General features: G+C 57.4%; 18 protein-coding genes. 11 read left to right on the plus strand and 7 right to left on the minus strand.

Going from position 1 to position 22,075, the window contains the following annotated elements:
- Position 1 precedes the first annotated feature (1 nt).
- The 10 genes from JN414_RS01685 to JN414_RS01730 all read left to right on the plus strand — a co-directional run bounded on the left by JN414_RS01685 (position 2) and on the right by JN414_RS01730 (position 10,384).
- On the plus strand, positions 2-2,872 hold the full coding sequence (locus JN414_RS01685) for a bifunctional transaldolase/phosoglucose isomerase (protein ID WP_202206423.1): 2,871 nt from the start codon (positions 2-4) through the stop codon (positions 2,870-2,872).
- A 2-nt stretch (positions 2,873-2,874) separates the two neighbouring features.
- Positions 2,875-3,873, plus strand: coding sequence for a phosphogluconate dehydrogenase (NAD(+)-dependent, decarboxylating) (gnd, locus tag JN414_RS01690; RefSeq protein ID WP_046899919.1), 999 nt, complete (start codon positions 2,875-2,877; stop codon positions 3,871-3,873).
- Between the two features lie 82 nt (positions 3,874-3,955).
- Complete coding sequence (locus JN414_RS01695; RefSeq protein ID WP_237389824.1) at positions 3,956-4,816, plus strand: Cof-type HAD-IIB family hydrolase; 861 nt, start codon at positions 3,956-3,958, stop codon at positions 4,814-4,816.
- Positions 4,813-5,553 (plus strand): 6-phosphogluconolactonase, encoded by a 741-nt coding sequence (gene pgl, locus JN414_RS01700; RefSeq protein WP_202206425.1) that lies wholly within the window; start codon positions 4,813-4,815, stop codon positions 5,551-5,553. Before JN414_RS01695 ends, pgl begins: the two co-directional genes overlap by 4 nt.
- Positions 5,550-6,242 carry a ribose-5-phosphate isomerase RpiA gene (gene rpiA, locus JN414_RS01705; RefSeq protein WP_202206426.1) on the plus strand — a complete coding sequence of 231 codons (693 nt, stop codon included), beginning with the start codon at positions 5,550-5,552 and terminating at the stop codon, positions 6,240-6,242. Before pgl ends, rpiA begins: the two co-directional genes overlap by 4 nt.
- Complete coding sequence (locus tag JN414_RS01710; protein ID WP_046899915.1) at positions 6,230-6,808, plus strand: gluconokinase; 579 nt, start codon at positions 6,230-6,232, stop codon at positions 6,806-6,808. The genes rpiA and JN414_RS01710 overlap by 13 nt, the downstream gene beginning before the upstream one ends.
- The gene (locus JN414_RS01715) at positions 6,792-7,271 is read left to right on the plus strand and encodes a YaiI/YqxD family protein (RefSeq protein WP_202206427.1); all 480 of its coding nucleotides are present in this window, start codon (positions 6,792-6,794) and stop codon (positions 7,269-7,271) included. Before JN414_RS01710 ends, JN414_RS01715 begins: the two co-directional genes overlap by 17 nt.
- A gap of 75 nt (positions 7,272-7,346) precedes the next feature.
- Positions 7,347-8,213, plus strand: coding sequence for a LysR family transcriptional regulator (locus tag JN414_RS01720; protein ID WP_202206428.1), 867 nt, complete (start codon positions 7,347-7,349; stop codon positions 8,211-8,213).
- A 144-nt stretch (positions 8,214-8,357) separates the two neighbouring features.
- Complete coding sequence (aldA, locus tag JN414_RS01725) at positions 8,358-9,800, plus strand: aldehyde dehydrogenase (RefSeq protein WP_202206429.1); 1,443 nt, start codon at positions 8,358-8,360, stop codon at positions 9,798-9,800.
- A gap of 56 nt (positions 9,801-9,856) precedes the next feature.
- Entirely contained in the window at positions 9,857-10,384 is a 528-nt protein-coding gene (locus JN414_RS01730) for a type 1 glutamine amidotransferase domain-containing protein (RefSeq protein ID WP_202206430.1), read from the plus strand.
- A 9-nt stretch (positions 10,385-10,393) separates the two neighbouring features.
- Here the strand turns inward: JN414_RS01730 and JN414_RS01735 are convergent, their stop codons facing one another.
- The 6 genes from JN414_RS01735 to JN414_RS01760 all read right to left on the minus strand — a co-directional run bounded on the left by JN414_RS01735 (position 10,394) and on the right by JN414_RS01760 (position 19,813).
- On the minus strand, positions 10,394-10,744 hold the full coding sequence (locus JN414_RS01735; protein ID WP_237389825.1) for an STN domain-containing protein: 351 nt from the start codon (positions 10,742-10,744) through the stop codon (positions 10,394-10,396).
- 177 nt (positions 10,745-10,921) lie between these two features.
- A complete protein-coding gene (locus JN414_RS01740) occupies positions 10,922-12,034 on the minus strand; it encodes a glycerophosphodiester phosphodiesterase (RefSeq protein ID WP_202206431.1) in 1,113 nt (370 codons plus the stop codon).
- Positions 12,035-12,044: 10 nt separating this feature from the next.
- Positions 12,045-14,423 carry a TonB-dependent receptor gene (locus tag JN414_RS01745; RefSeq protein WP_202206432.1) on the minus strand — a complete coding sequence of 793 codons (2,379 nt, stop codon included), beginning with the start codon at positions 14,421-14,423 and terminating at the stop codon, positions 12,045-12,047.
- A 99-nt stretch (positions 14,424-14,522) separates the two neighbouring features.
- Complete coding sequence (locus JN414_RS01750) at positions 14,523-15,968, minus strand: ATP-binding protein (protein ID WP_202206433.1); 1,446 nt, start codon at positions 15,966-15,968, stop codon at positions 14,523-14,525.
- Between the two features lie 4 nt (positions 15,969-15,972).
- Positions 15,973-17,196 carry a TIGR03862 family flavoprotein gene (locus tag JN414_RS01755; RefSeq protein ID WP_202206434.1) on the minus strand — a complete coding sequence of 408 codons (1,224 nt, stop codon included), beginning with the start codon at positions 17,194-17,196 and terminating at the stop codon, positions 15,973-15,975.
- 85 nt (positions 17,197-17,281) lie between these two features.
- Positions 17,282-19,813, minus strand: coding sequence for a TonB-dependent receptor (locus JN414_RS01760; RefSeq protein WP_202206435.1), 2,532 nt, complete (start codon positions 19,811-19,813; stop codon positions 17,282-17,284).
- A 207-nt stretch (positions 19,814-20,020) separates the two neighbouring features.
- Here JN414_RS01760 and ade point away from each other — a divergent pair, with 207 nt between their 5' ends.
- Complete coding sequence (gene ade, locus JN414_RS01765) at positions 20,021-21,718, plus strand: adenine deaminase (RefSeq protein ID WP_202206436.1); 1,698 nt, start codon at positions 20,021-20,023, stop codon at positions 21,716-21,718.
- Between the two features lie 64 nt (positions 21,719-21,782).
- Here the strand turns inward: ade and JN414_RS01770 are convergent, their stop codons facing one another.
- On the minus strand, positions 21,783-21,983 hold the full coding sequence (locus tag JN414_RS01770; RefSeq protein WP_046899903.1) for an entericidin A/B family lipoprotein: 201 nt from the start codon (positions 21,981-21,983) through the stop codon (positions 21,783-21,785).
- Positions 21,984-22,075: the final 92 nt, after the last annotated feature.

Consider the following 22,075-nt stretch of genomic DNA (forward strand, 5'->3'; position numbering starts at 1 on the left):
TGTGGCGGACACAATCTCTAACACCGGCCTAGACAAAGTGGGCAGTGTCCTGCGGGATCTGGAAAAGCATGGCCAGTCCCCCTGGCTGGACTTTATCCAGCGCAGTTTTACGGAAGATGGCAGCCTCAAGAAGCTTGTCGAGGAAGACGGGCTTCGCGGGGTCACCTCCAACCCGGCCATTTTCGAGAAGGCCATCGGTAAGGGGACGGAATACGATCCTCAGATCCGCAAGCTTCTCGAAGGGGAAGGTCTCTCTGCTGGAGACCTTTACGAGCACCTCGCGATTGATGACATCCGCGCTGCCTGCGGTGTCCTTTATCCGGTGTTCGAAAAGACAAAGGGTCTGGACGGGTACGTCAGCCTCGAAGTCTCTCCGTATCTGGCCTTTGACGCGCACGGCACCATCACGGAAGCCCGTCGCCTGTGGAAGGCTGTCGGTCGTAAGAACCTGATGGTCAAGATTCCGGGTACGGAAGAAGGCACGGGTGCGATCCGCGAAGCGATTGCAGACGGCATCAACATCAACGTGACGCTGCTGTTCTCTCTGGATGCGTACAAGGCCGTTCTGGAAGCTTACATTTCCGGTCTTGAAGCCCGCGCAGCCCGTGGGGAAGACATTTCCCACATCTCCAGCGTTGCTTCCTTCTTCGTCAGTCGTATTGACGCAAAGATCGATGGCGAAATCGACCGCCGCGTCGCTGCGGGTGACAAGGATGCCGAAGCGCTCAAGGCTCTGCGTGGCAAGGTTGCCATCGCAAACGCCAAGGCCGCCTATCAGTATTACCTTGACGTCAAGAAGAGCCCGCGCTGGCAGGCACTTGCTGCCAAGGGTGCAAACCCGCAGCGTCTGCTCTGGGCCAGCACCGGCACGAAGGACAAGGCTTACTCTGACGTCCTGTACGTCGAAGAGCTGATTGGTCCGGAGACGGTCAACACCATTCCGCCAGCAACGTTCGATGCGTTCCGTGATCACGGTAAGCTCCGTGAGAGCCTGACGGAAAACGTTGAAGAAGCCCGTCACGTTCTGGCTGAGGCCGAGCGCCTTGGTCTGGATCTGGCCGGTGTCACGGCGAAGCTGGTGAAGGATGGCTGTGCGTCCTTCTCTGAGTCCTTCGACACTCTTCTCGGTGCGGTCGCTGAAAAGCGGGAGTCTGTGCTGGGAAAACGGTTGCTCCACGTCACAGCTGACCTTCCCTCGGATATCCGCGACGATGTTGCTGAATCCGAGACGGCGTGGAGCAAGGAAGGTCTGGTCCGTCGCATTTGGGCGAAGGACGCCTCTGTCTGGACGAATGGTGCTGAAGCCGGTTGGCTGAACTGGCTGACCATCGTTCAGGATCGTTTGTGGCACATCGAAGAGCTGGAACTTCTGGCTCGTGATGTCCGCAGTCGTGGTTTCTCTGACATCCTGCTTCTGGGTATGGGCGGTTCGAGCCTTGGCCCAGAGGTCCTGGCCGAAACCTTCGGTCAGCAGGAAGGTTGGCCGAAGCTGCATGTTCTCGACAGCACCGACCCGCAGCAGGTTCGGGCTTATGAGAAGGCCGTTGATCTCAAGAAGACCCTGTTCATCGTGGCCAGCAAGTCTGGCGGTACGCTGGAGCCGAACATTCTGTTCGCGCATTTCTGGACGGTTGCCGGTCAGGCTCTGGGCAAGGCTCCGGGCGATAACTTCATCGCCATCACGGACCCTGATTCCCACATGCAGAAGGTCGCTGAAGAGAACGGCTTCTGGCGCATTTTTTACGGCGATCCAAAAATCGGCGGACGGTTCTCTGTCCTGTCAAACTTTGGACTGGTGCCAGCCGCCGTCAGCGGTCTGGATGTTCGCAAGTTCTTGACCATTACCAATCTGATGGTCGAGAGCTGTGGTCCAAGCGCACCGGCACACGTTAACCCCGGTGTGACGCTGGGTCTGATCCTTGGTCATTCCGCCAAGTGCTTCGGCCGTGACAAGGTGACAATCCTTGCTTCCAAGGGCATTGCGTCCTTCGGGGCCTGGCTTGAGCAGCTTATTGCGGAAAGCACCGGTAAGAAGGGCACAGGTCTGATCCCGATTGACGAGGAAGTGCTCGGCACGCCTGACGTCTACGGCAAGGACCGCGTTTTCGTGGACATCCTGCTGGGCGACGACGTTCCGGATAGTCGTCTTGGAGCACTGCGTGAAGCTGGAGCTCCGGTGATTACGGTGCGTCTGGCAGACAAAAACGAGATCGGGCAGGCCTTCTTTGTCTTTGAATTTGCAACTGCTGTTGCAGGTGCGGTTCTGGGCATTGACCCGTTTGATCAGCCGGATGTCGAGTTCAGCAAGGTTGAAACCCGCAAGCTGACGAACGCCTATGCTGAAACTGGTTCACTGCCAGCAGAAGAGCCGTTCGCAATCGACGGAAAGCTGTCTTTCTACGCAGATGAAAAGAATGCGGGTGTTCTTGGGGGAGGAGACGCTGTTTCCGTTCTCAAGAAGCACTTCAGCCGTGTTGGTGCGGGCGATTATGTTGGCCTTCTGGCCTATATCGAGCGCAACCGTGAAACACGGGACTGGGCGCAGGACGTTCGGATGGAATTGCGGGATGCGCTGAAGGTTGCCACAGCAGCCGAGTTCGGCCCGCGCTTCCTTCACTCGACAGGCCAGGCCTACAAGGGCGGCCCCGACAGTGGTGTTTTCCTTCAGGTAACTGCGGCTGATGCTGCCGACGTTCCGGTTCCGGGGCATGGTTTCAGCTTCGGTGTCGTCAAGGCGGCACAGGCACGCGGTGACTTTGAAGTTCTCTCGGCCCGTGGGCGTCGTGCCCTCCGGGTGCATATCGATGGACCGTTGGAAGAGGGCCTGAAGACCCTTGCCACGGCAATCCATAAAGCGGTGGCAGGAGCATAAATATGCGGATCGGTATCATTGGTCTGGGTCGTATGGGCGGCAATATTGCCGTCCGTCTGACCCGGCATGGACATGATGTTGTTGTGCATGACCGCACGGCTGCCGTGACGGCAGCGACTGTGGAGCGATCCGAAAAGGGTCGCGCCACAGGCGTGGACAGCGTCGAGGCGCTTGTAAAGGGTCTTGAAGGTGACACGCATCGTGTCGTCTGGGTCATGCTTCCGGCTGGTGCGATTACCGAAGCCTGCGTGAAGCAGCTCGGCACGCTTCTCGGCAAGGGAGATGTCATCATTGATGGTGGCAACAGCTACTACAAGGATGACGTCCGTCGTGCGGAAGAGCTGGCAGCGAAGGGGATTTCCTACGTTGACGTTGGCACGTCCGGCGGTGTGTGGGGCCTCGAACGTGGCTACTGCATGATGTATGGCGGGCCGAAAGAGGCTGCGGATTATATCGATCCAATTCTGGCGGCTCTGGCCCCTGGAAAGGGTGATGTTCCCGTCACGCCGAACCGGGACGCGACCAATCTCGATCCGCGTGCCGAGCAGGGTTATCTGCACTGTGGCCCATCCGGTTCCGGGCATTTTGTGAAGATGATCCACAACGGGATCGAATACGGCATGATGCAGGCCTTCGCTGAAGGCTTTGACATCATGAAGAGCAAGAACTCGCCCGTTCTGGCCGAAGGTGAACGCTTCGACTTGAACATGGCGGATATTGCAGAAGTCTGGCGTCGCGGCAGTGTCGTGTCGTCCTGGCTGCTGGATCTAACGGCGGAAGCGCTCGCGAAGTCGGGCGAACTGTCCGAGTTCTCTGGTGAAGTTGCTGACTCTGGTGAAGGTCGCTGGACGATCGAAGCCGCCATTGAAGAAAATGTGCCGGCGCCAGTGATGACGGCGGCCCTGTTTACCCGTTTCCGTTCGCGGTCGGGCAACAACTTCGCCGAGAAGATTCTTTCGGCGCAGCGTTTCGGCTTTGGCGGTCACGTCGAGCAGAAATAAGCCCCTCTGACGGATGGGCAAGGGGGAGTGGGCACAGTATGCTCACTCCCCCATTCAATATGGCCGACCGACAGGGGCTTGTATGTCCATTGACCTAGATACCATTCACGCGGAACTTCCAGCGCTTCCGGAGACGATCCGGATGGTTGTGTCCGACATGGATGGAACGCTCCTGACACCGGAAAAGACAATCGCTCCCTCTACGATGGCGATGGCAAAGGAGCTCCAGAAGCGCGGTATTCCGCTCTGTCTGGCAAGCGCGCGGCCTCCCGCTGCGATGACAAAATACATCTCACAACTCGGTTTGAGCGGTCAGAACGCTGGGTTTAACGGCGGTATCATCTTTTCGCCGGACGGAACACCGACAGTGAGCCGTGTCCTGTCGCGTGATGTGCTCTCCGTGGTGCATGACATGCTACATGTCCATGGGATCGAGACCTGGCTGCTGCGTCAGTCCTACTGGATGGTGCGCGACGCCGCGACGCCGTTTGTGGAGCATGAGCGCCGTATTACCGGGCTGACGCCTCATACCGTGCCGGATCTGCGTCAGGAATTTGACGGGATCGGTAAGGTCATGGGTGTGAGCAACAATTACGATCTGCTTCAGCGTGTCGAGACGGAACTGGCTGTTATGCTTCGTGGTGAAGCAAGTGTACGCCGTTCTTCCGAGATGCTGCTCGATATTACTCCGGCGCTCGCCAACAAGGGCGAAGCTGTGCGTGAGCTGGCCCTCGCTCACGGTGTGGCGCCGCATGAAGTGGCCTGTCTGGGTGATGCCCATAACGACCTGCCGATGTTTGCCGTCGCGGGGTTGGGCATTGCCATGGGACAGGCTGAAGACGACGTGAGAGCCGCTGCCCAGGTTCTCACTGACACCAATGAGCGTGATGGCTGGGCCAAAGCCGTCGAGCGCTACATTCTGCCAAGGGTCAAAAACACATGACGACCGATATCCGTACCGCCACATTGGAAACACTGCCGAGTTCTGAAGCAGTAGCCCTTCGAATGGCGGATCTTCTGGTAGATGGTGTTTTGGCCAAGACGGACGGCAAGTTCCGTGTGGCTCTGTCTGGCGGTTCGACGCCAAAGCGATTGTTCGAACTGTTGGCTGAGCCAGAGCTGGCCAAGCGTATCCCGTGGGATCGTATTGAGATTTTCTACGGGGATGAGCGCCATGTTCCCGAAGGTCATGCGGATAGCAACCATACAGTTGGTCAATCTGTTCTGATTAGTCGCGTTCCGCTTCCTGCCGAGAACGTTCACCCGATCCCGACGGGTGGGACGGTCGAAGCGGATGCGCGCGCCTATCAGAAAACTCTTGAGACTGCATACGGCGCGACCGAGCTGGACCCGGCTCGCCCGCTGTTTGATCTCGTGATGCTTGGCCTGGGAACGGATGGACATACGGCCTCCCTGTTTCCGGGAGAGCCTGTGCTTCAGGAAAAGACGGCATGGGTGGGAACGGCAGCTCCGAAGACCGCACCTTACGAGCGTATTACGCTGACATATCCTGCCATCCATTCCAGCGCACTGGTCGTCTTTCTTGTCACCGGAGCCTCCAAGGTTGAAATGCTCCAGCGTCTTCGTGAGGGCGACAAAACTCTGCCGTCTGCAAATGTGACCAGTGAAGGCCGGATCGTCATTCTGGCAGATCGTGCCGCAACGGGAGACGCCGCATGAGCTCGGAGATGGAGGTGCACAAGCGTACTGCGGCCCGTCGTGCAGCCGATATGGTCAAAAGTGGCATGGTGGTTGGACTCGGCACGGGAAGCACCGCCACCTACATGATCGAGCGGCTCGGTGAGCGCGTGGCAGAAGGCCTTCACATTGTCGGGATTCCGACATCCGAAGACAGTGCCCGCAAGGCTAAAAAAGCGGGTATTCCGCTGACGAATTTTTCCGCTCATCGTCAGCTCGATATTGCCATTGATGGCGCGGATGAGGTTCAGCGGGGGCCGTTGCACCTCATCAAGGGCCTTGGCGGAGCGCTTCTGCGCGAAAAGATCGTCGCTCAGGCTTCGAAGACATTTGTGGTGATTGTGGATGGCAGCAAGCCAGTTGATCACCTTGGGGAGCGCGCTCCTGTTCCCGTGGAAGTGATTCCTTTTGGTTGGGAATGCACGGCAGAACGGTTGTCAGCCTGCGGTGCCAAGGGCGTTAAGCCCCGGACCGACCGTGATGGGAACCTGTTCGTCAGTGACAATGGCAACATGATCCTGGACTGCACGTTCGGCCCGATCGAGGACCCGGAAGATCTGGCGCGCCAAATAGACGCGATCGTGGGCGTGGTGGAACACGGCATGTTCCTGAACATGGCGTCTGAAGTTCTGGTTGCGACAGAACAGGGAGTGGAGCGATGGGAACCATAGAGACTGCGCACGTCAGTAAGGCCATAGGCGTCCGGCCGCGTTTTCTGGTCGTGATGGGTGTTTCCGGGACAGGCAAGACAACGATCGCCACCGGCCTTGCCACCCGGCTGGGGTGGCATTTTCAGGAAGGGGATGCGCTCCATCCCCAAAGTAACGTTGACAAGATGAGCTCAGGTCAGCCGCTGACGGACGAAGACCGCAAGCCCTGGCTGGAACTCTGCCATGACTGGCTGAGCAGGGAAGTAAAAGCGGGTCACGGTGCTGTCCTGACCTGCTCCGCCTTGAAGCGCATTTATCGCGAACAGCTACGCCGCGATCTCCCCGTTGAATTTATTCATATCCGTGTTGCTCGTGACACTCTGGCTGATCGTATGACCCATCGAAAAGGTCATTTCATGCCGCCAAGTCTGCTGCCAAGCCAGCTTTCCACATTTGAAGAGCCGGGTGACGACGAGCCGGTTATTCATGTTTGTGGTGAAGATCACCCCGATGTTGTGCTGGAGAAGCTGATCCAGCAGTTTCGTGATGAAGAAAACCAGAAGGAACTCCATGCGGCTGTTGGTTGATGCAGATGCCTGCCCTGTAAAGGACGAGATTTACCGTGTGGCAGGCCGTTATGGCCTCCAGACGCTGGTTGTTGCCAATCGGTGGATCAATATCCCCCAGTCGCCACTGATTGAACGTGTGGTCGTGCCGGAAGGGCCAGACGTTGCGGATGACTGGATTGCAGAGCAGGCTGTCACAGCAGACATCGTGGTCACGAACGACGTGCCATTGGCCGTGCGGTGTCTGGAAAAGGGGGCGGCCGTTCTGCGTCCCAACGGTGAAGAAATCGATGATCGGTCCGTAGGAATGGTCTCGGCCATGCGGGATCTGATGCATGACCTGCGCGAAACCGGCGTGGTGAATACGTACAATCCATCCTTTGGAAAAGCGGATCGAAGCCGGTTTCTTTCCGCTCTCGATACGCTCATCGTGCGACTCCGCAGGAAAGCTGCCCTTTCCAGAGTGATCCCCATTTCTTCATAAAACATCCACAGGGACGTCCCCGGAGATGTTCCATGAATCTGGGGATAAGAGTCCGCTGTTGAGGAAAAATCGCCCATGAATCCGTTGCGTCTTGCACAGCTGGAAATGTTCTGTGCTGTGGTCGAGACAGGAACTGTGGTGGCAGCGTCACGGAAACTGAACTGTGTGGCGTCCAACGTGACGGCGCGCTTGCGGGAACTGGAGCAGCTTCTGGGGCGGGAGCTGTTTACCCGGGAAAAGAACCGTCTCTTTCTGACGCCGGAAGGACGATTGTTTCACCAACAGGCCAAACGCGTCGTGGAAGAGGCACGACACCTGACAGATCTCTTTTCTGAAGGTGTGCCTCGCGGGATACTGACTGTCGGGGCCTTGGACGTCGCATTGAAGGAATATTTACCCAGTCGAGTGCCGCAGTTTCTGGCGGCGGCACCGGGCGTCGAGATCAGGATTTTGATCCGGCCGACAGATACGCTTGAGCGCATGCTGGTTGATGGTGAGATTGATCTTGCTCTGACGGATGGGCCAATCGAGCATCCCATGATGGGCAGTGCATTTGCCTTTCGCGAGCGTCTGGCACTTATTTTGCCCGAAGGACAGAAGACACTTCAATCAGGCCAGACAGTCTTTCTGTTCAATACAGACTGTTTGTATCGCCGGTATTTTGAGGCTTGGCTGGAACAGAAGGGCTTTGGCGGCGGCCTTATCCATACCGTTGAGTCTTATGACGTCATTATGGCCTGCGTAGAGGCGGGACTGGGCATTTCGTGTATTCCTCAGAGTGTTCTCTCAACTCTGGGGGTTGTCCGTAAGAGAGGTATTGCTGTGCAGTACCCCACAGATCTTCAGGGCAGTGATATCTATTCGGTCTGGCGGGAGCCGCGCGTGAGCGTGTTGGCCCGGCTGTTTATGGATAGTCTGGGTTCAATCTCTGAAGACTCATAAATAGTGAACGAAGCACTGATTTATCATCACTTTTAATAAACTGTATCTCTTGCCAGTGTCGGGTCATCGATTGAACTGGCAGCGGTCTCATGCGTCTGGAATAAAGCGGCGCAGGATGCGCTTCCTGCAAAACAGGAGCACTCAATGGCTCAGAAATATGATCTCTTCATTAACGGTGAATGGGTTTCCCCGCAGACGGGAGAATGGATTCCTGTTGAAAACCCTGCCACGAAAGAAACGGTCGGCCAGGCGGCTCGGGGTGGTGAAGCCGATCTGGATAAGGCGGTAGCAGCAGCCAAAGCGGCCTTTCCCGCCTGGAGCCGAAAGACAGCGACGGAGCGCGCGGATTATGTCCATGCGTTGAAAGATCTGGTGAAGCGGGACAAGAAGGTTCTGGCCCAGATCATTACGTCCGAAATGGGTAAGCCCCTGAAAGAAGCTGAAGTCGAAATTGATTTCGCAATCGGGCTGCTGCGGTTTTCGGCTGAAAACACGCTGCGTCTTCAGGGGGAAATCATTCCCGGGAGTACCCCGGATGAGAAAATTCTGATCGATCGTGTGCCTCTTGGCGTGATTGGAGCCATTACGGCCTGGAATTTCCCCCTGGCTCTTTGCGCTCGCAAGATTGGGCCGGCCATTGCGGCGGGCAATACGATCGTTGTGAAGCCTCACGAACTGACGCCGCTTGCGTCGCTTCATCTGGCAAAGCTGGTTGAGGAAGCGGGCATTCCCAAAGGTGTCGTTAATATCGTTACGGGTGATGGGCCGGAAGTCGGAGTTCCGCTGGTCGCGCATCCAGATGTGAAGCTCATCACCATGACTGGCTCAACGCCAGCCGGGAAAAAGATTATGGCGGCCGCAGCGGAGACGCTGAAGGAAGTTCGGCTGGAACTTGGCGGCAAGGCGCCTTTCCTGGTGATGGAAGATGCTGATCTGGAGAAGGCTGCGGAAGCGGCTGTGCAGTCCCGCTTCATGAACACGGGGCAGGTCTGCACGTGCAATGAACGCACTTACATCCATGAAGCGGTTTACGACGACTTTGTGCAGAAGGTTCGCCAGAAGATCGGCGCTCTGAAGGTTGGTCTGCCGACTGATCCTTCAACGGACATGGGGCCCAAGGTCAGCGAAGACGAACTCAACAAAGTTCATGAGATTGTCGAAAAGGCTGTTCGACAGGGCGCTACGCTGGAGACCGGCGGAAAACGCCTGACGGGTGGTGTTTATGACAAGGGCTATTTTTACGCCCCTACACTGCTGACGGACGTCTCCCAGGACATGGACATTGTTCATAACGAGGTGTTTGGCCCCGTCATGTCGCTTATCAAGGTGGCGGATTTTGATCAGGCGCTCGCCTGGGCCAATGACTGCCGGTATGGGCTATCAGCCTATCTCTTTACGAAGGATCTCGGTCGTATTCTGCGTATGACGCGCGAACTGGAGTTTGGAGAAGTCTATGTGAACCGTCCGGGCGGTGAAGCGCCGCAAGGCTTCCATCATGGTTACAAGGAAAGTGGCCTCGGTGGAGAAGACGGTCAGCATGGTTTGGAAGCCTATGTGCAGACCAAGACGATTTACCTCAACGCCTGATGTTCAAAAGGGCAGTCCGCAATCGGGCTGCCTTTTTTCATGAAAGGACCAGAAACATGGTTAAAGTTGCAGCACTCGCCACGGATGGCCTGGAAGAAATCGAACTGACGTCGCCACAGGAAGCGCTGGAAAAAGCTGGCGCGACCGTTACGGTGATCTCGTTGAAAGCTGGCGAGTTTCAGGCGGTCAACAAGGACATTTATCCGTCTCGTAAGATCAAGGCTGATCTGGGTATTGCGGATGCCAAAGCTTCGGACTTTGACGCTCTTCTGCTGCCGGGCGGGCTCGCATCCCCTGATAGCCTCCGCATGAACCGGGATGTCGTGGCGTTCGTGAAGGAGTTTGTGAAGGCCAACAAGCCGATCGCTGCGATCTGTCACGGTGCGCAGGTCCTGATCGAAGTCAACGAACTGCGAGGCCGCACCATCACATCGTGGCCTGCGATCAAGACCGATCTTGAGAATGCCGGCGCAAGTTGGGTGGACGTGGACGTTGTGACAGATGGTCCCTACGTTTTCTCACGATGCCCCGACGATCTCCCTGCCTTCAACAAGGCGATTATCAAGCATTTCAAGCTGGGATGATTGATAGCGTTACCAAGGTTGAACGAAAGAGTCATGGATCGGATGGTCGTCCGCTCCGCGCATCAATGTGATCCGCCAATGATCCTTGACGAAGCGGTATCTGAGCCGGCTCCCTTTCAGGGACTTCGTCAAGGCTTGCCGTGCTGTCAGCTTGCCCGAAAGGGCGGGTACTTTCAGATCCTGGAGGAGTGACGGGTCAACCTCCATGAAGCATCCGGTTTTATGCGCAAGATCCTGAAGCCGCTCGTCCATTCTCTGGATGGGTAAAGCGATAGGGAGTGCATCGTTGGTACAGGCCGCAGAAGCCATGGCCGGGTATGCAAAGACCAGAACAAGGAGGGGAAGGGAGCGAATGGACATGTCGTCTCCTGTCTTCATCATGTTGATCTGTCTGAAACGCCTTTGAGCCGTTCTGGTCGCAGAAAAGAGACAGGGCAGGGCTACTCGGGGCTTGGCTCATGAAAAAACGGTGCTTTGTGCTCGAGAAATCATCTGGAGGCAAAGCACCGTTTTGACAGACTGGTCAGGGCTGGAACCTTAGAAGGTCGTATCGACAAGGTGTCGACCAAGCGCAGGGTCATCCGTAAAGAACCCGTCGATCCCCATATCCAGATAGCGGCGAACCTCTGCGATCATGCCTTCTGGGTTCCGGGCTGCGGGGCCTGCGTCATTTCGAAGCCGGGCGGGAAGAAAGTAGTTTTCCGGGCGCGCTGTATAGGAATGAACGAGAAGGCCTGCGCGGTGAGCGTCATCCACGAGCGAGGTGGGCTCAAGCCATGCGCCCTTTGAATCGCGCGGAATGAGATCCGCGTTAGAAGGACCGATGACGTCTGCGTAACGGCGGACGTCTTTGAGTCCATCCAGCGTCATCAGATCGCCGAAAGTGGTTGTTTTTCCTGCTGCAGCGAGATCGGGTGGGGTTTGTTTGCGTTCACCCATCAGAAGCATCAGCCGTGTCTGCGGGTTGATGGCTAGTGCCTGCTCCCGGATGCGGGCGAGGTTAGACGTCTCGAAAGACTGGATTTCGAGCGGGGCCTGACGCGTATATTCGTGCGCCGCGATGGTCTTGAGGAAGATCGCTTCCGGATCATGACCAAGACTGTGAAAATGCGTGGAATGCTTGAGTTCCGGGATCAGACCGAAGGTCTTACCGGTGGCAGCCGCCTGAGCAGCCACAACTTCAATGACTTCCTCAAACGTCGGGATTTCGAAGCGATCGTTGTAACGAGTGTTATGGACACGCAGAGTGGCCAGACGCTCACGCGCACGGAGTGTCTTGAGTTCCGCGAGGGTGAAATCTGTTGTGAACCAGCCGGTCTGCTTCTGGCCGTCAATGGTAACGGTCTTTTTGCGGTCGGCGAATTCCGGGTGATCTGAAACATCTGTTGTATCGGCGATGTTGCTTTCATGACGGACGACTAGATGGCCGTCTTTCGTCATGACGAGATCGGGCTCGATGAAATCAGCACCGTCCAGCATGGCTTTGGCATAGGCGGCGAGTGTGTGTTCAGGACGGAGAGCCGACGCGCCACGGTGGGCAAACACCAGTGGCTTTGGAGCCAGGGAAGGAGCCGCCTTTGCGGAGCGGCTCAGGTGAAGGGCAGGGAGAGCGGCGGAAAGCAGCCCCAGAGTGCGACGGCGCGTCAGCATGGATCAGTCCTTACAGCGTGGCGTTCAGTGTCAGGAAGAAGCTGCGCGGGGCAACCGGAAAGGCACTGAACTGACCAGACGTTTGGGTCGCGTTGATGGTGGACCAGGCGCGGGTGTTGGTCAGGTTTGTGATGTTACCCTGAACACGCAGGGCTGCAATGTGCGGAATGCCATGGAATGTGTAGCCCGCGTTCATGTCGAACTGCGCGAACGGCGCGGCGTACATGTCGTTCGTGTAGGTGGCGTAGCGCTTGCCGGTGACGACACCGATGAACTGACCATAAGCGTTGCCCCAGTTGGTGCTGAAGACGAACTTCTCAGACCAGGCAGGCATTCCCACAACGTTCTTTCCGGCAGTCCGCACGGTTGTCGTGCCGGTGCTGTAGTTATCGTTGTAGGTGGACTTGTTATAGGACAGCCCGTTGTAGAGCGAGAAATGCTCGCCGAAATGGGACGTGAAGGAGAAGTCCATACCATCGGTTGTGACGGAACCGACGTTTGCAAGCGTTGTGGCAGACCCGATGATGGAAGAGAGCGTCTGCGTGGTGGCAACAGCCAGAAGGCGGTTCGAGAAGTGCACGTGATAGTACGACAGCTGCCCTTCGATAGACGTCAGCGGGCCAAGGTGGATCTGGCGATGCTCACGCAGACCGGTCTCGTACGTCCATGATGTTTCCGGCTTGCCGTTCTTCTTGAAGTCTTCGAACGCAGCCTGACTCGTTGCGCCCCAAGGTGTGGCGTTGCCGTAGCCTGCGTCCTGGAAGGAGCGCATATTTTCCTGAATGGTGGCGAACCACTGTTCATTCGGCGTGATGTTCCAGACGGCACCGAAGGACGGCAGGAACGGACGTTCTGCAGCAATGGTGCCACCCGGAGCCGTGACAGCGTAGGATGGGGACAGCGAACCTGCTTTCGCAGCAACAGGGAGTGTGCCGTTCGTGTAAACCAGCTCAGACTTGAAGCCGGCTGCCAGCGAGAAACTCTTGGAAATCTGCCAGTTGTCCTGCAGATGGGTTACGAACGTGTTGGTGTAGAAGTTGTTCGTATACTGGTCGATCAGCGCGTTCTGCTGGCGTTCGTATGGTGTGGTCGGGTTGTTGGCATCGAGTGGATACCAGCGACGAGCTTGTGTATTGTTGTTGCGCTCATACCAGCCACCGACTTCGATCGAATGCTTGCCGAGGTGATACCGCAACGTGGAGATCAGGCCGCCGCGGTTGTCCCAGTATTCGGTTGTACGGGTCGCATAGCCGGAGCCACCGAAAACGGTGTTAAGGTCTTGGCCCGGAAAATACGCTGCGAACAATGTCGGCAGGCCCGCGGCAGAAATGGGGCCGGCGACGACACCTTCCCCCAGATCGTGATGATAATAAATCGAGTTATCCCAGTGCAGGTTCGCATTGAAATCATGCGTCCACTTTGCATAGGCCAGGAAATCTTCCCGCTGGGCGGCAGAATAATAGTTGCGGTAATTCAGGCCCGCATTCCTGTACTCGGCTGAGTTGATATAGGATTTCGCGTAATTGAAGTTGGGATACGTGAAGGGACGGACATATGTGCCGTAGCCCTGCGGCAGGGTTACGCTGTCTTCGTTCGGTTCAACCTTTTGGGACCAGTCAAAGAAGACCGAGAAGCGGTCATGGGCGCTGTGGTGAACGAACTTGGCATTGACCTGATAGCCGCCCTGATGGCCAGCGAAATCCCACGCGCGTGCATCCTGACGAGCGAATGAGACATAGGCCGAGTTGCCATTTCCGAATTCACCCGTGTCGAGACGCGCGAAGGTGCGGAATGTGGACCAGCTCCCGAAGACCTGCTCGATCTGGGCGCCGCGCTTGCGCAGTGGATCCTGCGTCGTAAATTCGAGTGTACCGCCGAGATTGGACGTGGATGCCGTGCCCAGACCGCCTGCACCGGTGGCAATGGACGCAGACCCGATGTTTTCGCTGATGGATGCGCGCTGAGGGGAGAGGCCGTTGTAGTTACCGTAGGCCTGGTCGCCGAGGGGAATTCCATCAAGCGTATAACCGAGCTGCTCCTTGGCAAAACCATGCACATACAGTGATGAATTCTGCTCGTTGTTGCCCCAGGGGTCAGCATTGTTGAACACGACGCCCGGCAGGATCTGTAGCGCTTTGATGGGGTTGATACCCGGCATGATGCGCTGGATCTGAACGCGGCCAAGTGTTTGTTCGGAACGGGTCCGCTTTGCGGTGATGACCAGTTGTTCCGATCCGCCGGAAACGGCTGCGGCCTTGTGTGCTGCGGTGTGTTTCTTGCTGTTTGTCGACGCGGTGGCCGCTTTGGCTGAAGGCAGTGCCATGCTCACTGCCAGCGGAGAACAGAAAAGAAAGAGCAGCGCGCGGTTGCGCTGGGATTTGGATGACATGGATAGCTTTCCCGTAACGAAGCGGAATCGGAACGGGCGGAAACTAGTCTCAATATCGTGAGGGGTGTGTGAACCTAGTGTGAAGCTGGGGTGACAGATTTATGACGCCGTTTGCCAGCCTAAGCCGACGATCGCAACGCGGCGGCCGAACGGTGTTTCCTGCAACACTATGACTTCTCTTTCTTCGAGATATGTCAGTTGGCGGCGGGCGCGTCCCAGGGAATGGGTGCCATAGGCGCGAGCCAGAGCACTGTCATCCGGGCAGGTTTCCGAATCGAGCGCGGTGCGTGCCAGCAACAAAAAGACGCCCTGAACGTCTTCCGGCAGGGATGCTGCAACAGCTTCGGCTTTCTGCCAGTCCTCGCTCTCCGCACGCTCCCGGTCCAGACCTGCACGGATCGTAGCGAGGATGCGCTGGAAGCGGCCCAGATCGAGGATGTTCCGTGACAGACCCTGAATACGGGCTCGAAGTTGGAAGTCCTGATAAAGGGTGGCGAGTGGCTTGTAATCGGCGCCATCTTCAGAGGCGACACCAGCAACCATGTCCCAGATCTGGGCTGGATCAATTTCAGTAATGTCGGCCGTTGCAGCAGGTTCTTCAGCGGCTTCCCGCGTTGCGCCATAGGCATCAAGCTGCGCGAGAAGATCCGGCGGCGGCGGACGTGTTTCGCGGCGGGGGCGAGGCGAAAATTCGTGGACGGGCTCGAGAATGATGTCTCGCAGGTCCTCGGCATCCATGGGCTGCAAAGGAACGAGCACTGGTCCCGTGTTGTGGCTGGCTGTTTCAACCGGCCCGATTGTCAGCAGCTTCGGACGACGGGAGAGAGCGGGTCCGAGCGCCATGAACTGCCCCCGGGCAAGATCACGGAAAGATTCTGCGGCCCGACGCTCCATGCCCAGAAGATCGGCGGCGCGGGCCATGTCGATGTCGAGGAAGGTCCGGCCCATCAGGAAGTTCGAGGCTTCTGCCGCGACGTTCTTGGCCAGTTTGGCCAGACGCTGTGTTGCGATGACACCGGCCAGACCACGTTTACGCCCACGACACATGAGGTTTGTCATGGCACCGAGTGAGAGGCGGCGGGCTTCATCGGATGTGTCCCCGCCCGCAACCGGTGCGAAGAGCTGGGCTTCATCCACCACAACCAGAGCCGGATACCAGTTGGCGCGTGGTGCTTCGAACATACCGTTCAGGAATGCGCCGGCTGCACGCAGCTGCATTTCGGCTTCCACCTGTTCAAGGTTCAGCACAACAGATGCACGATGCGCCCTGACACGTTCACCGGCTGCACGCAGGCTGGCTTCGGACTGGTCTTCCACGTCAATGACCAGATGGCCATAGCGGTCTGCCAGGGTGACGAAGTCGCCTTCCGGGTCGATCATGACCTGTTGAACGAGGGTTGCGGTCTGTTCCAGCAGTCGGCGCAGAAGGTGGGATTTGCCTGAGCCGGAGTTACCCTGAACCAGCAGGCGCGTGGCCAGCAGTTCCGGCAAATCAATGCAGGTGTCTGAGCCGTCGCGGCCCTGTCCGAGAACGATGGATGTCATGGGGTCAGCGGATACCCGAAACTGACGATTCTAGCCACCCAAGGACGCCCTTTGCGGCGGCAAGACCGGTGGAAAAACATCCCTGCAGAAGATAACCGCCCGTCGGGGCTTCCCAATCCAGCATTTCGCCGGCTGCAAAAACACCGGGATGAGTCTTTAGCATGAAATTTTCGTCCAGCGCGTCCTGGCGTAATCCTCCTGCTGTCGAGATGGCGCGGTCGAGCGTGTCGGTCCCGGTCAGGGCGATGGGGAGGGCTTTCATGGCTTGAGCAAGCTGGAGAGGTGTCGCCTGTTTTGGTGTTGTCTGTCGCAGGAGTTCTCTGGAGGCGCTGTCGAGAGAAAGAGCTTTGCGGAGCCGGTTGGACTGGCTCTCTCTGGGACGCTGGGCCTGAAGGCGTTTGAGAATGGCGTCTTCGGAGAGAGTGGGACGGAGATCCAGTGACAGGGTGGCGGTGCCTGTAGAGGTAATGGCATCACGGAGAGAGGCCGAGAGGGCATAAAGGGCAGAGCCTTCCAGTCCGCGCGGCGTAATGGTGACGTCCCCACGGGTTTCCGTCCCCTGAAACGACAGTCCGACGGAATGGAGTATCTGTCCGTCATGGCGTTGCAGGACCTCATCGGGCCAGTTGGGGATAAAGCCGCAGTTTGACGGTTTGAAAGGGGATGTTTCCGCGGGGAACAGACTGGCCCAGCGCCCGTCTGACCCGAGGCGGGACCAGCTTGCACCGCCTGTGGCCATGAGTGTGGCATCCGCAGAAAACGTGATGGGGCCTTCAGGGGCCTCAAAGCCTAGGAACGGACCCTCCCATCCTGTGAAGCGATGGCGTGTCCTGATCTGAACGCCTTGCGCCGTCAGTCGGCCTAGCCATGCGCGAAGGAGCGGAGAGGCTTTCATATTTTTGGGGAAAACACGCCCCGAGCTTCCACTAAAGCACTCCTGTCCGAGGCTTTCCGCCCAGTGACGCAGGGCGTCTGGCGGGAAGTTCAGCAAGGCTGGGGTCAGCCAGTCCTGGGCTGGTCCATAGCGTGTTATGAAAAGGTCGAGTGGCTCAGAGTGGGTCAGGTTGAGGCCACTTCGGCCTGCCATGAGCAGTTTCCGTCCCACGCTGGGCATCTGCTCAAAGACTTCGACGTGACATCCGTGGGCAGAAAGATACTCAGCGGCGAAAAGTCCGGCGGGACCTGCGCCAATGATGGCAACGACTGGCGGCGTGGGGAAAGGGCTCATGGCTGTCTGATTGCCATGAGCCGGGTCGTTTGTCAGGTTCTACGTGCGCCTGAGGCCGGGGTTATCAGCCTCAGAATGCACTGTTTTAGAAACCAGCGCTGATGGAGCCGGTTGCTGCGAAGGGTGCTGCAATGGCGTAGGTTGGGGCGGTCCCCTTCACCGTGTTGCCGAAGATACCCTTCATTGCTGTTGCGTTCGTCTGCACGCCCAGTGGGAAGCCCAGATAGTGCTTGTTGGCGATGTTGGAGATGTTGAGCTTGATGTTCGGGCTCTGCAGGAAGCCGACATTGTGGAAGCGATATCCAACCGTCAGATTCATGCGGACATAGGACGGAACAGCCTCGTCGTTCATGAATGTGGAATACTGCTTGGCAACGTATTTCACGTTGTAAGCACCGAACAGGCTGCCGTCATCGTAATCCAGGTTGAAGCCGACCTGATACTTGGGTGTTTCAGGCGCGAACTTCCCCTTGGTTGGGAGATAATCGACAGAGCTGCTGCTGCCGCCCTTCAGGTTGCTGGTCGTGCGGGCATCGACATACTCGAACGAAACATAAGGACGCAGGTGGTAGAAGATCGGACGTGTGCCGATTTCTGCATCCACACCATTTGAAGTCTGTCCACCAGCATTGATGTTGTTGCTGAAATAGTTGGAGCAGGCATCATCCATGCACTGGCTCTGGGAGAAGAAGCGGTTTGTGAAGTCGTAGTGGAAGTAGGTGATCGAGGCCATGACGGTCGATCCGGTGTAGCGCCAGCCTGCTTCTTCCGAAATCGAGATTTCCGGGTTCAGGTTGGTGATGCCATGCGTCGCGTAGCCGCTGCCTTTGTAATAGGCGCCTGCGTCGAACAGGGAGAAGTTCGTAGGCATCCGGAAGTTGGTCGCGCCTGAGATGAAGATCTGGTTCTCAGGGTTGATCTGATACCGGATCGACGCCGTTGGCAGTGGCTCGTAATAGGTTTTCTTGATGTAAGGGCCCGTGGATGTGTTGGGCAGCATGTTGTGTGCGTCACGGGTAACGATGGCGTATTTCAGGCCGCCTTCGATCGTGAGCTTGTTGTTCAGCAGGGACAGGCTGTCACCGATGAACATCGTGTGCACGCGGGTCTGTGTGAGGTTTGAGCGATACTGATACGTTGCGCCATTATCAAAGACGTAATTCGCAGCCTGTCCCCAGACGCTCCAGGGCGTACCGTCGGTACCAATGCCTGTGGCGGGGCCGCTCTGGATCTGCTTGGAATATTCGAACCAGTAACCAACCATCAGACGGTTCACGCCTGTCGTCAGCGTCAGCTTGGTGACAGCACCAGGACGATACGTCGTTGTGATGGACGGTTCATAGAGCAGTGTACCCTTGGCGACGGTTTTGCCTTCAAGGCTCCCGCCCATGGACGTGGCACCATAGCTGGTGGGGACGGCATATGCGCCACCGCCGCTACCGCTGCCGTACCAGAAGTAAGGCGTTTCCGTTAGCGTCAGGTGATCCGTCAGCTTGAAGGTGGATGGCGCGCTGACATAGATGTTGGTGAAAGGGTTCTGGTGGAACTTGTAGTAGTCCGCGTCACTCTTCGTGCTCTTGCCCGTCGGGTCCTTGTACACGCCGTTGTAGACGGTGTTTGAGATTGTCGCGCCAGACGTGTTCTTGAATGTCGTGCCGTTCGGTCGGGTACAGGTCGCACCAGCCGAGCAGGACGATACGTACTTGTCCTTCACGCCCAGTCCGTATTCGTCCCACGATGCCATGTTCACGGAGCGGTTCAGGTAGTTGTAGAGGCGGTTACCAACGATCGCGAGAGAGACGCGGTTTCCGTCGCCCCAGTCGTTCACGATCTTGCCTTCCGCGTGCAGCTTGCGGTTCGTTGCTTCACTGTGGATAGCGTCTTCGGTTGCATAGGAACCGGAGAAATACGCACGTAGGTTCGTGTGGCCAATCTTGCCTGTGTCGAGGCGTAGGAAGCCGCGGGTGTAATCATAAGAGCCGTAAGAAACGTCAAACGCTCCGCCCGCCTTCATCTTCGGGTCAATCATGTACATGTCGACCACGCCGCCTGCGGCGCTGAGGTGGGGGCTGTCCAGATCGGCAGAACCCTGCGCCAGATTCACCTTCTGGAGGTTTTCGGAATCCACGATTTCCTGGGAGTACGTCTGGAAGGAGCCGACGTCGTTGATCGGGAAGCCTTCAAGCGTAAAGCCCATCTGCGTCTGGTCGAGGCCACGGGAGCTCATGTGGCTTCCGGTCAGTCCGGCAGGATCTGAAGAAGAGACGTTGGCGCCGGGCAGCAGCGCAATGAGCTGCATCGGATCCTGACCTGGTGCCTGCTTTTCGATGAAGTCGCGGGAGATACTTGAGACGGATTTCGCCGCGTCCTGCTTCTGCATCAGACCGCCACCGACGTCACGGCGTGTTACACCATCAAAGTACTTGCGACGCCCGCTGACGGAGACGTGCTCTTCATGCACTTCATCTGTCGGTGCCGTATTGCCCATCATGGATGGAGCCGCAGCCTGATGACGGGCTGGCTTATGATCCGGACTGGAAGAAGATGGTGCCGCCAGTGCAGGAGCGGCCCCCAGGGCCATGAGGGCGGACGTTGATAGAAGGCGTGCAAGGCGCATCAGAAAGATGGTCTTTCTCGGATAGTGAAATAAGCGAGGAGGGAAAAACCACGCTTTGTCACACTCTTCAACAGTTTGGGATGTGAAACATTAAGACATAAATAATCGTGATATTTCCGCAACAAAAAGTGGCGTGAAAGCTTCTTTTGAGTGCGGGGGCCTCTGCGCGCTATAAGTGGTCATTGCTGACATTCGGAGGTTTCAGGCATGCAGAACGCAATCCAGCGCCGGGTGGCTCAGGGGCAGGGGCGGGAACCAGCGGATCTGGTAGTTCGCAACGTCCGTCTTCTGGACCTCGTCACCGGCGAAATGGTCCCGACGGATATTGCGATCTGCGGGGACCGGATCGTGGGGACTTACGGCACCTACGAAGGCAAGCAGGAGATTGATGGACGTGGGCGGATTGCTGTCCCAGGTTTCATCGACACGCACCTTCACGTTGAGTCCTCTTTGGTCACGCCTTTTGAGTTCGATCGCTGCGTGCTGCCGCATGGCGTGACGACCGCCATTTGTGACCCTCATGAGATGGCCAATGTCCTTGGGCGATCAGCCTTCGACTATTTCCTGGCGGCCGCTGAGCGGACGGTCATGGATCTGCGGGTCAATCTGTCGAGCTGCGTTCCTGCAACACCTATGGAAACATCCGGGGCCACACTGGATGCGGCTGATCTTGTGGCCTACCGGGACCATCCCAAGGTGATCGGGCTGGCAGAATTCATGAATATCCCGGGTGTTCTGAACGGCGATCCGGGTTGTCTGGACAAGCTGGCCGCCTTTGCTGGCGGTCATATTGATGGTCATGCGCCGCTGATGCGTGGCAAGGCTCTGAATGGGTATCTGGCCGCGGGCATTTCGACGGACCATGAAGCAACCGCAGCGGAAGAAGCACTGGAAAAAGTCCGCAAGGGCATGACCGTGCTGATCCGGGAAGGTTCCGTCTGCAAGGATCTGGAAGCACTGGTTCCGCTGCTGAATGTTGCAACGTCGCCATTCTTTGCTTTCTGCACAGACGACCGTAATCCGCTTGAAATTGCTCATGAAGGACATCTGGACTTCCTGATCCGCCGTGCGATCGAACTGGGGGTTGAGCCGCTGGCAGCGTATCGTGCAGCCTCACTTTCGGCTGCCAATGCCTTTGGTCTGCGGGACCGCGGGCAGATTGCTCCCGGCAAGCGTGCGGATGTTGTGCTTCTGGATAATCTAGAGGCCTGTCTGGTGTCGGACGTCATTTCTGCCGGGCGTCTGGTCACAGAGGCCCTGTTTGCTGAAAGGGAGATTATTCCCCCCGTAGGGCTAGGCAGCGTGAAGCTCCCGGCTGCGGTTAGCGCGTCAGATATGGAGATCCAAGGCAGCGGAACAGATCGCCCGGTGATGGGGCTCATTCCGGGGCAGATCATTACAGAATACCTGCGGCTCACATTGCCGGAAAAGAACGGGCAGGTTGTGCCAGATATTCCGAATGATGTGGCCAAGGTCTGTGTCGTGGCGCGACATGGCCATAACGACAATATCGGCAGGGGTTTTGTGAAAGGGTTCGGCCTGAAGCACGGAGCGCTGGCGTCTTCAGTCGGGCATGACAGCCATAATATCTGCGTTGTGGGTACCAACGATGCGGATATGGCGACTGCTGTGAACCGACTGGAAGCGACGGGCGGTGGGTTTGTGGCCGTTCAGGACGGCAAGGTGCTGGCAGAATTGAAGCTACCTGTGGCTGGTCTGATGAGTGATGCCCCGTTCGAGCAGGTTCGTGACGAACTGATCGTGTTGCGGAAGGCCGCGAAGGACATGGGTGTTTCTCTGGAAGAGCCGTTTCTGCAACTGGCTTTCCTGCCTCTTCCTGTTATCCCGCATCTCAAGATCACAGATCTTGGAATGATTGATGTTCGGACAATGGAACTGGTCTGAAACGAAAAAGACCCGCTCCTGTGAGGGAGCGGGTCTTTCTTATCGAGCCTGAAGAAAAGGCTGATCAGTGGGTGGAAGCACCCGTCGCATTGGCAATGCCCTGCTGTGCGCTGGTTGCAGCGTGGGACGTTGCATGACCCACGGCACTGACATCCTGGCCTGCGCCACGCGTCGTGTTGCAGGCGGACAGGGACACTGCCGTCCCTGTGAGCAGGGCAGAGACCAGCATCAGGCGAGCGAATGTGGATTTACGGGTCTTGGTCATGCGGGCATGTCCTTCTGTTCTTGTGTGTCAGTTCAGGGCTAAAAGCCTGTCATGTCAAAAAGTTGCGTTTTTAAGTGCTGACCTGCGCGGGC

Source organism: Gluconobacter sp. Gdi (assembly GCF_014132155.1).
Taxonomy (GTDB): domain Bacteria; phylum Pseudomonadota; class Alphaproteobacteria; order Acetobacterales; family Acetobacteraceae; genus Gluconobacter.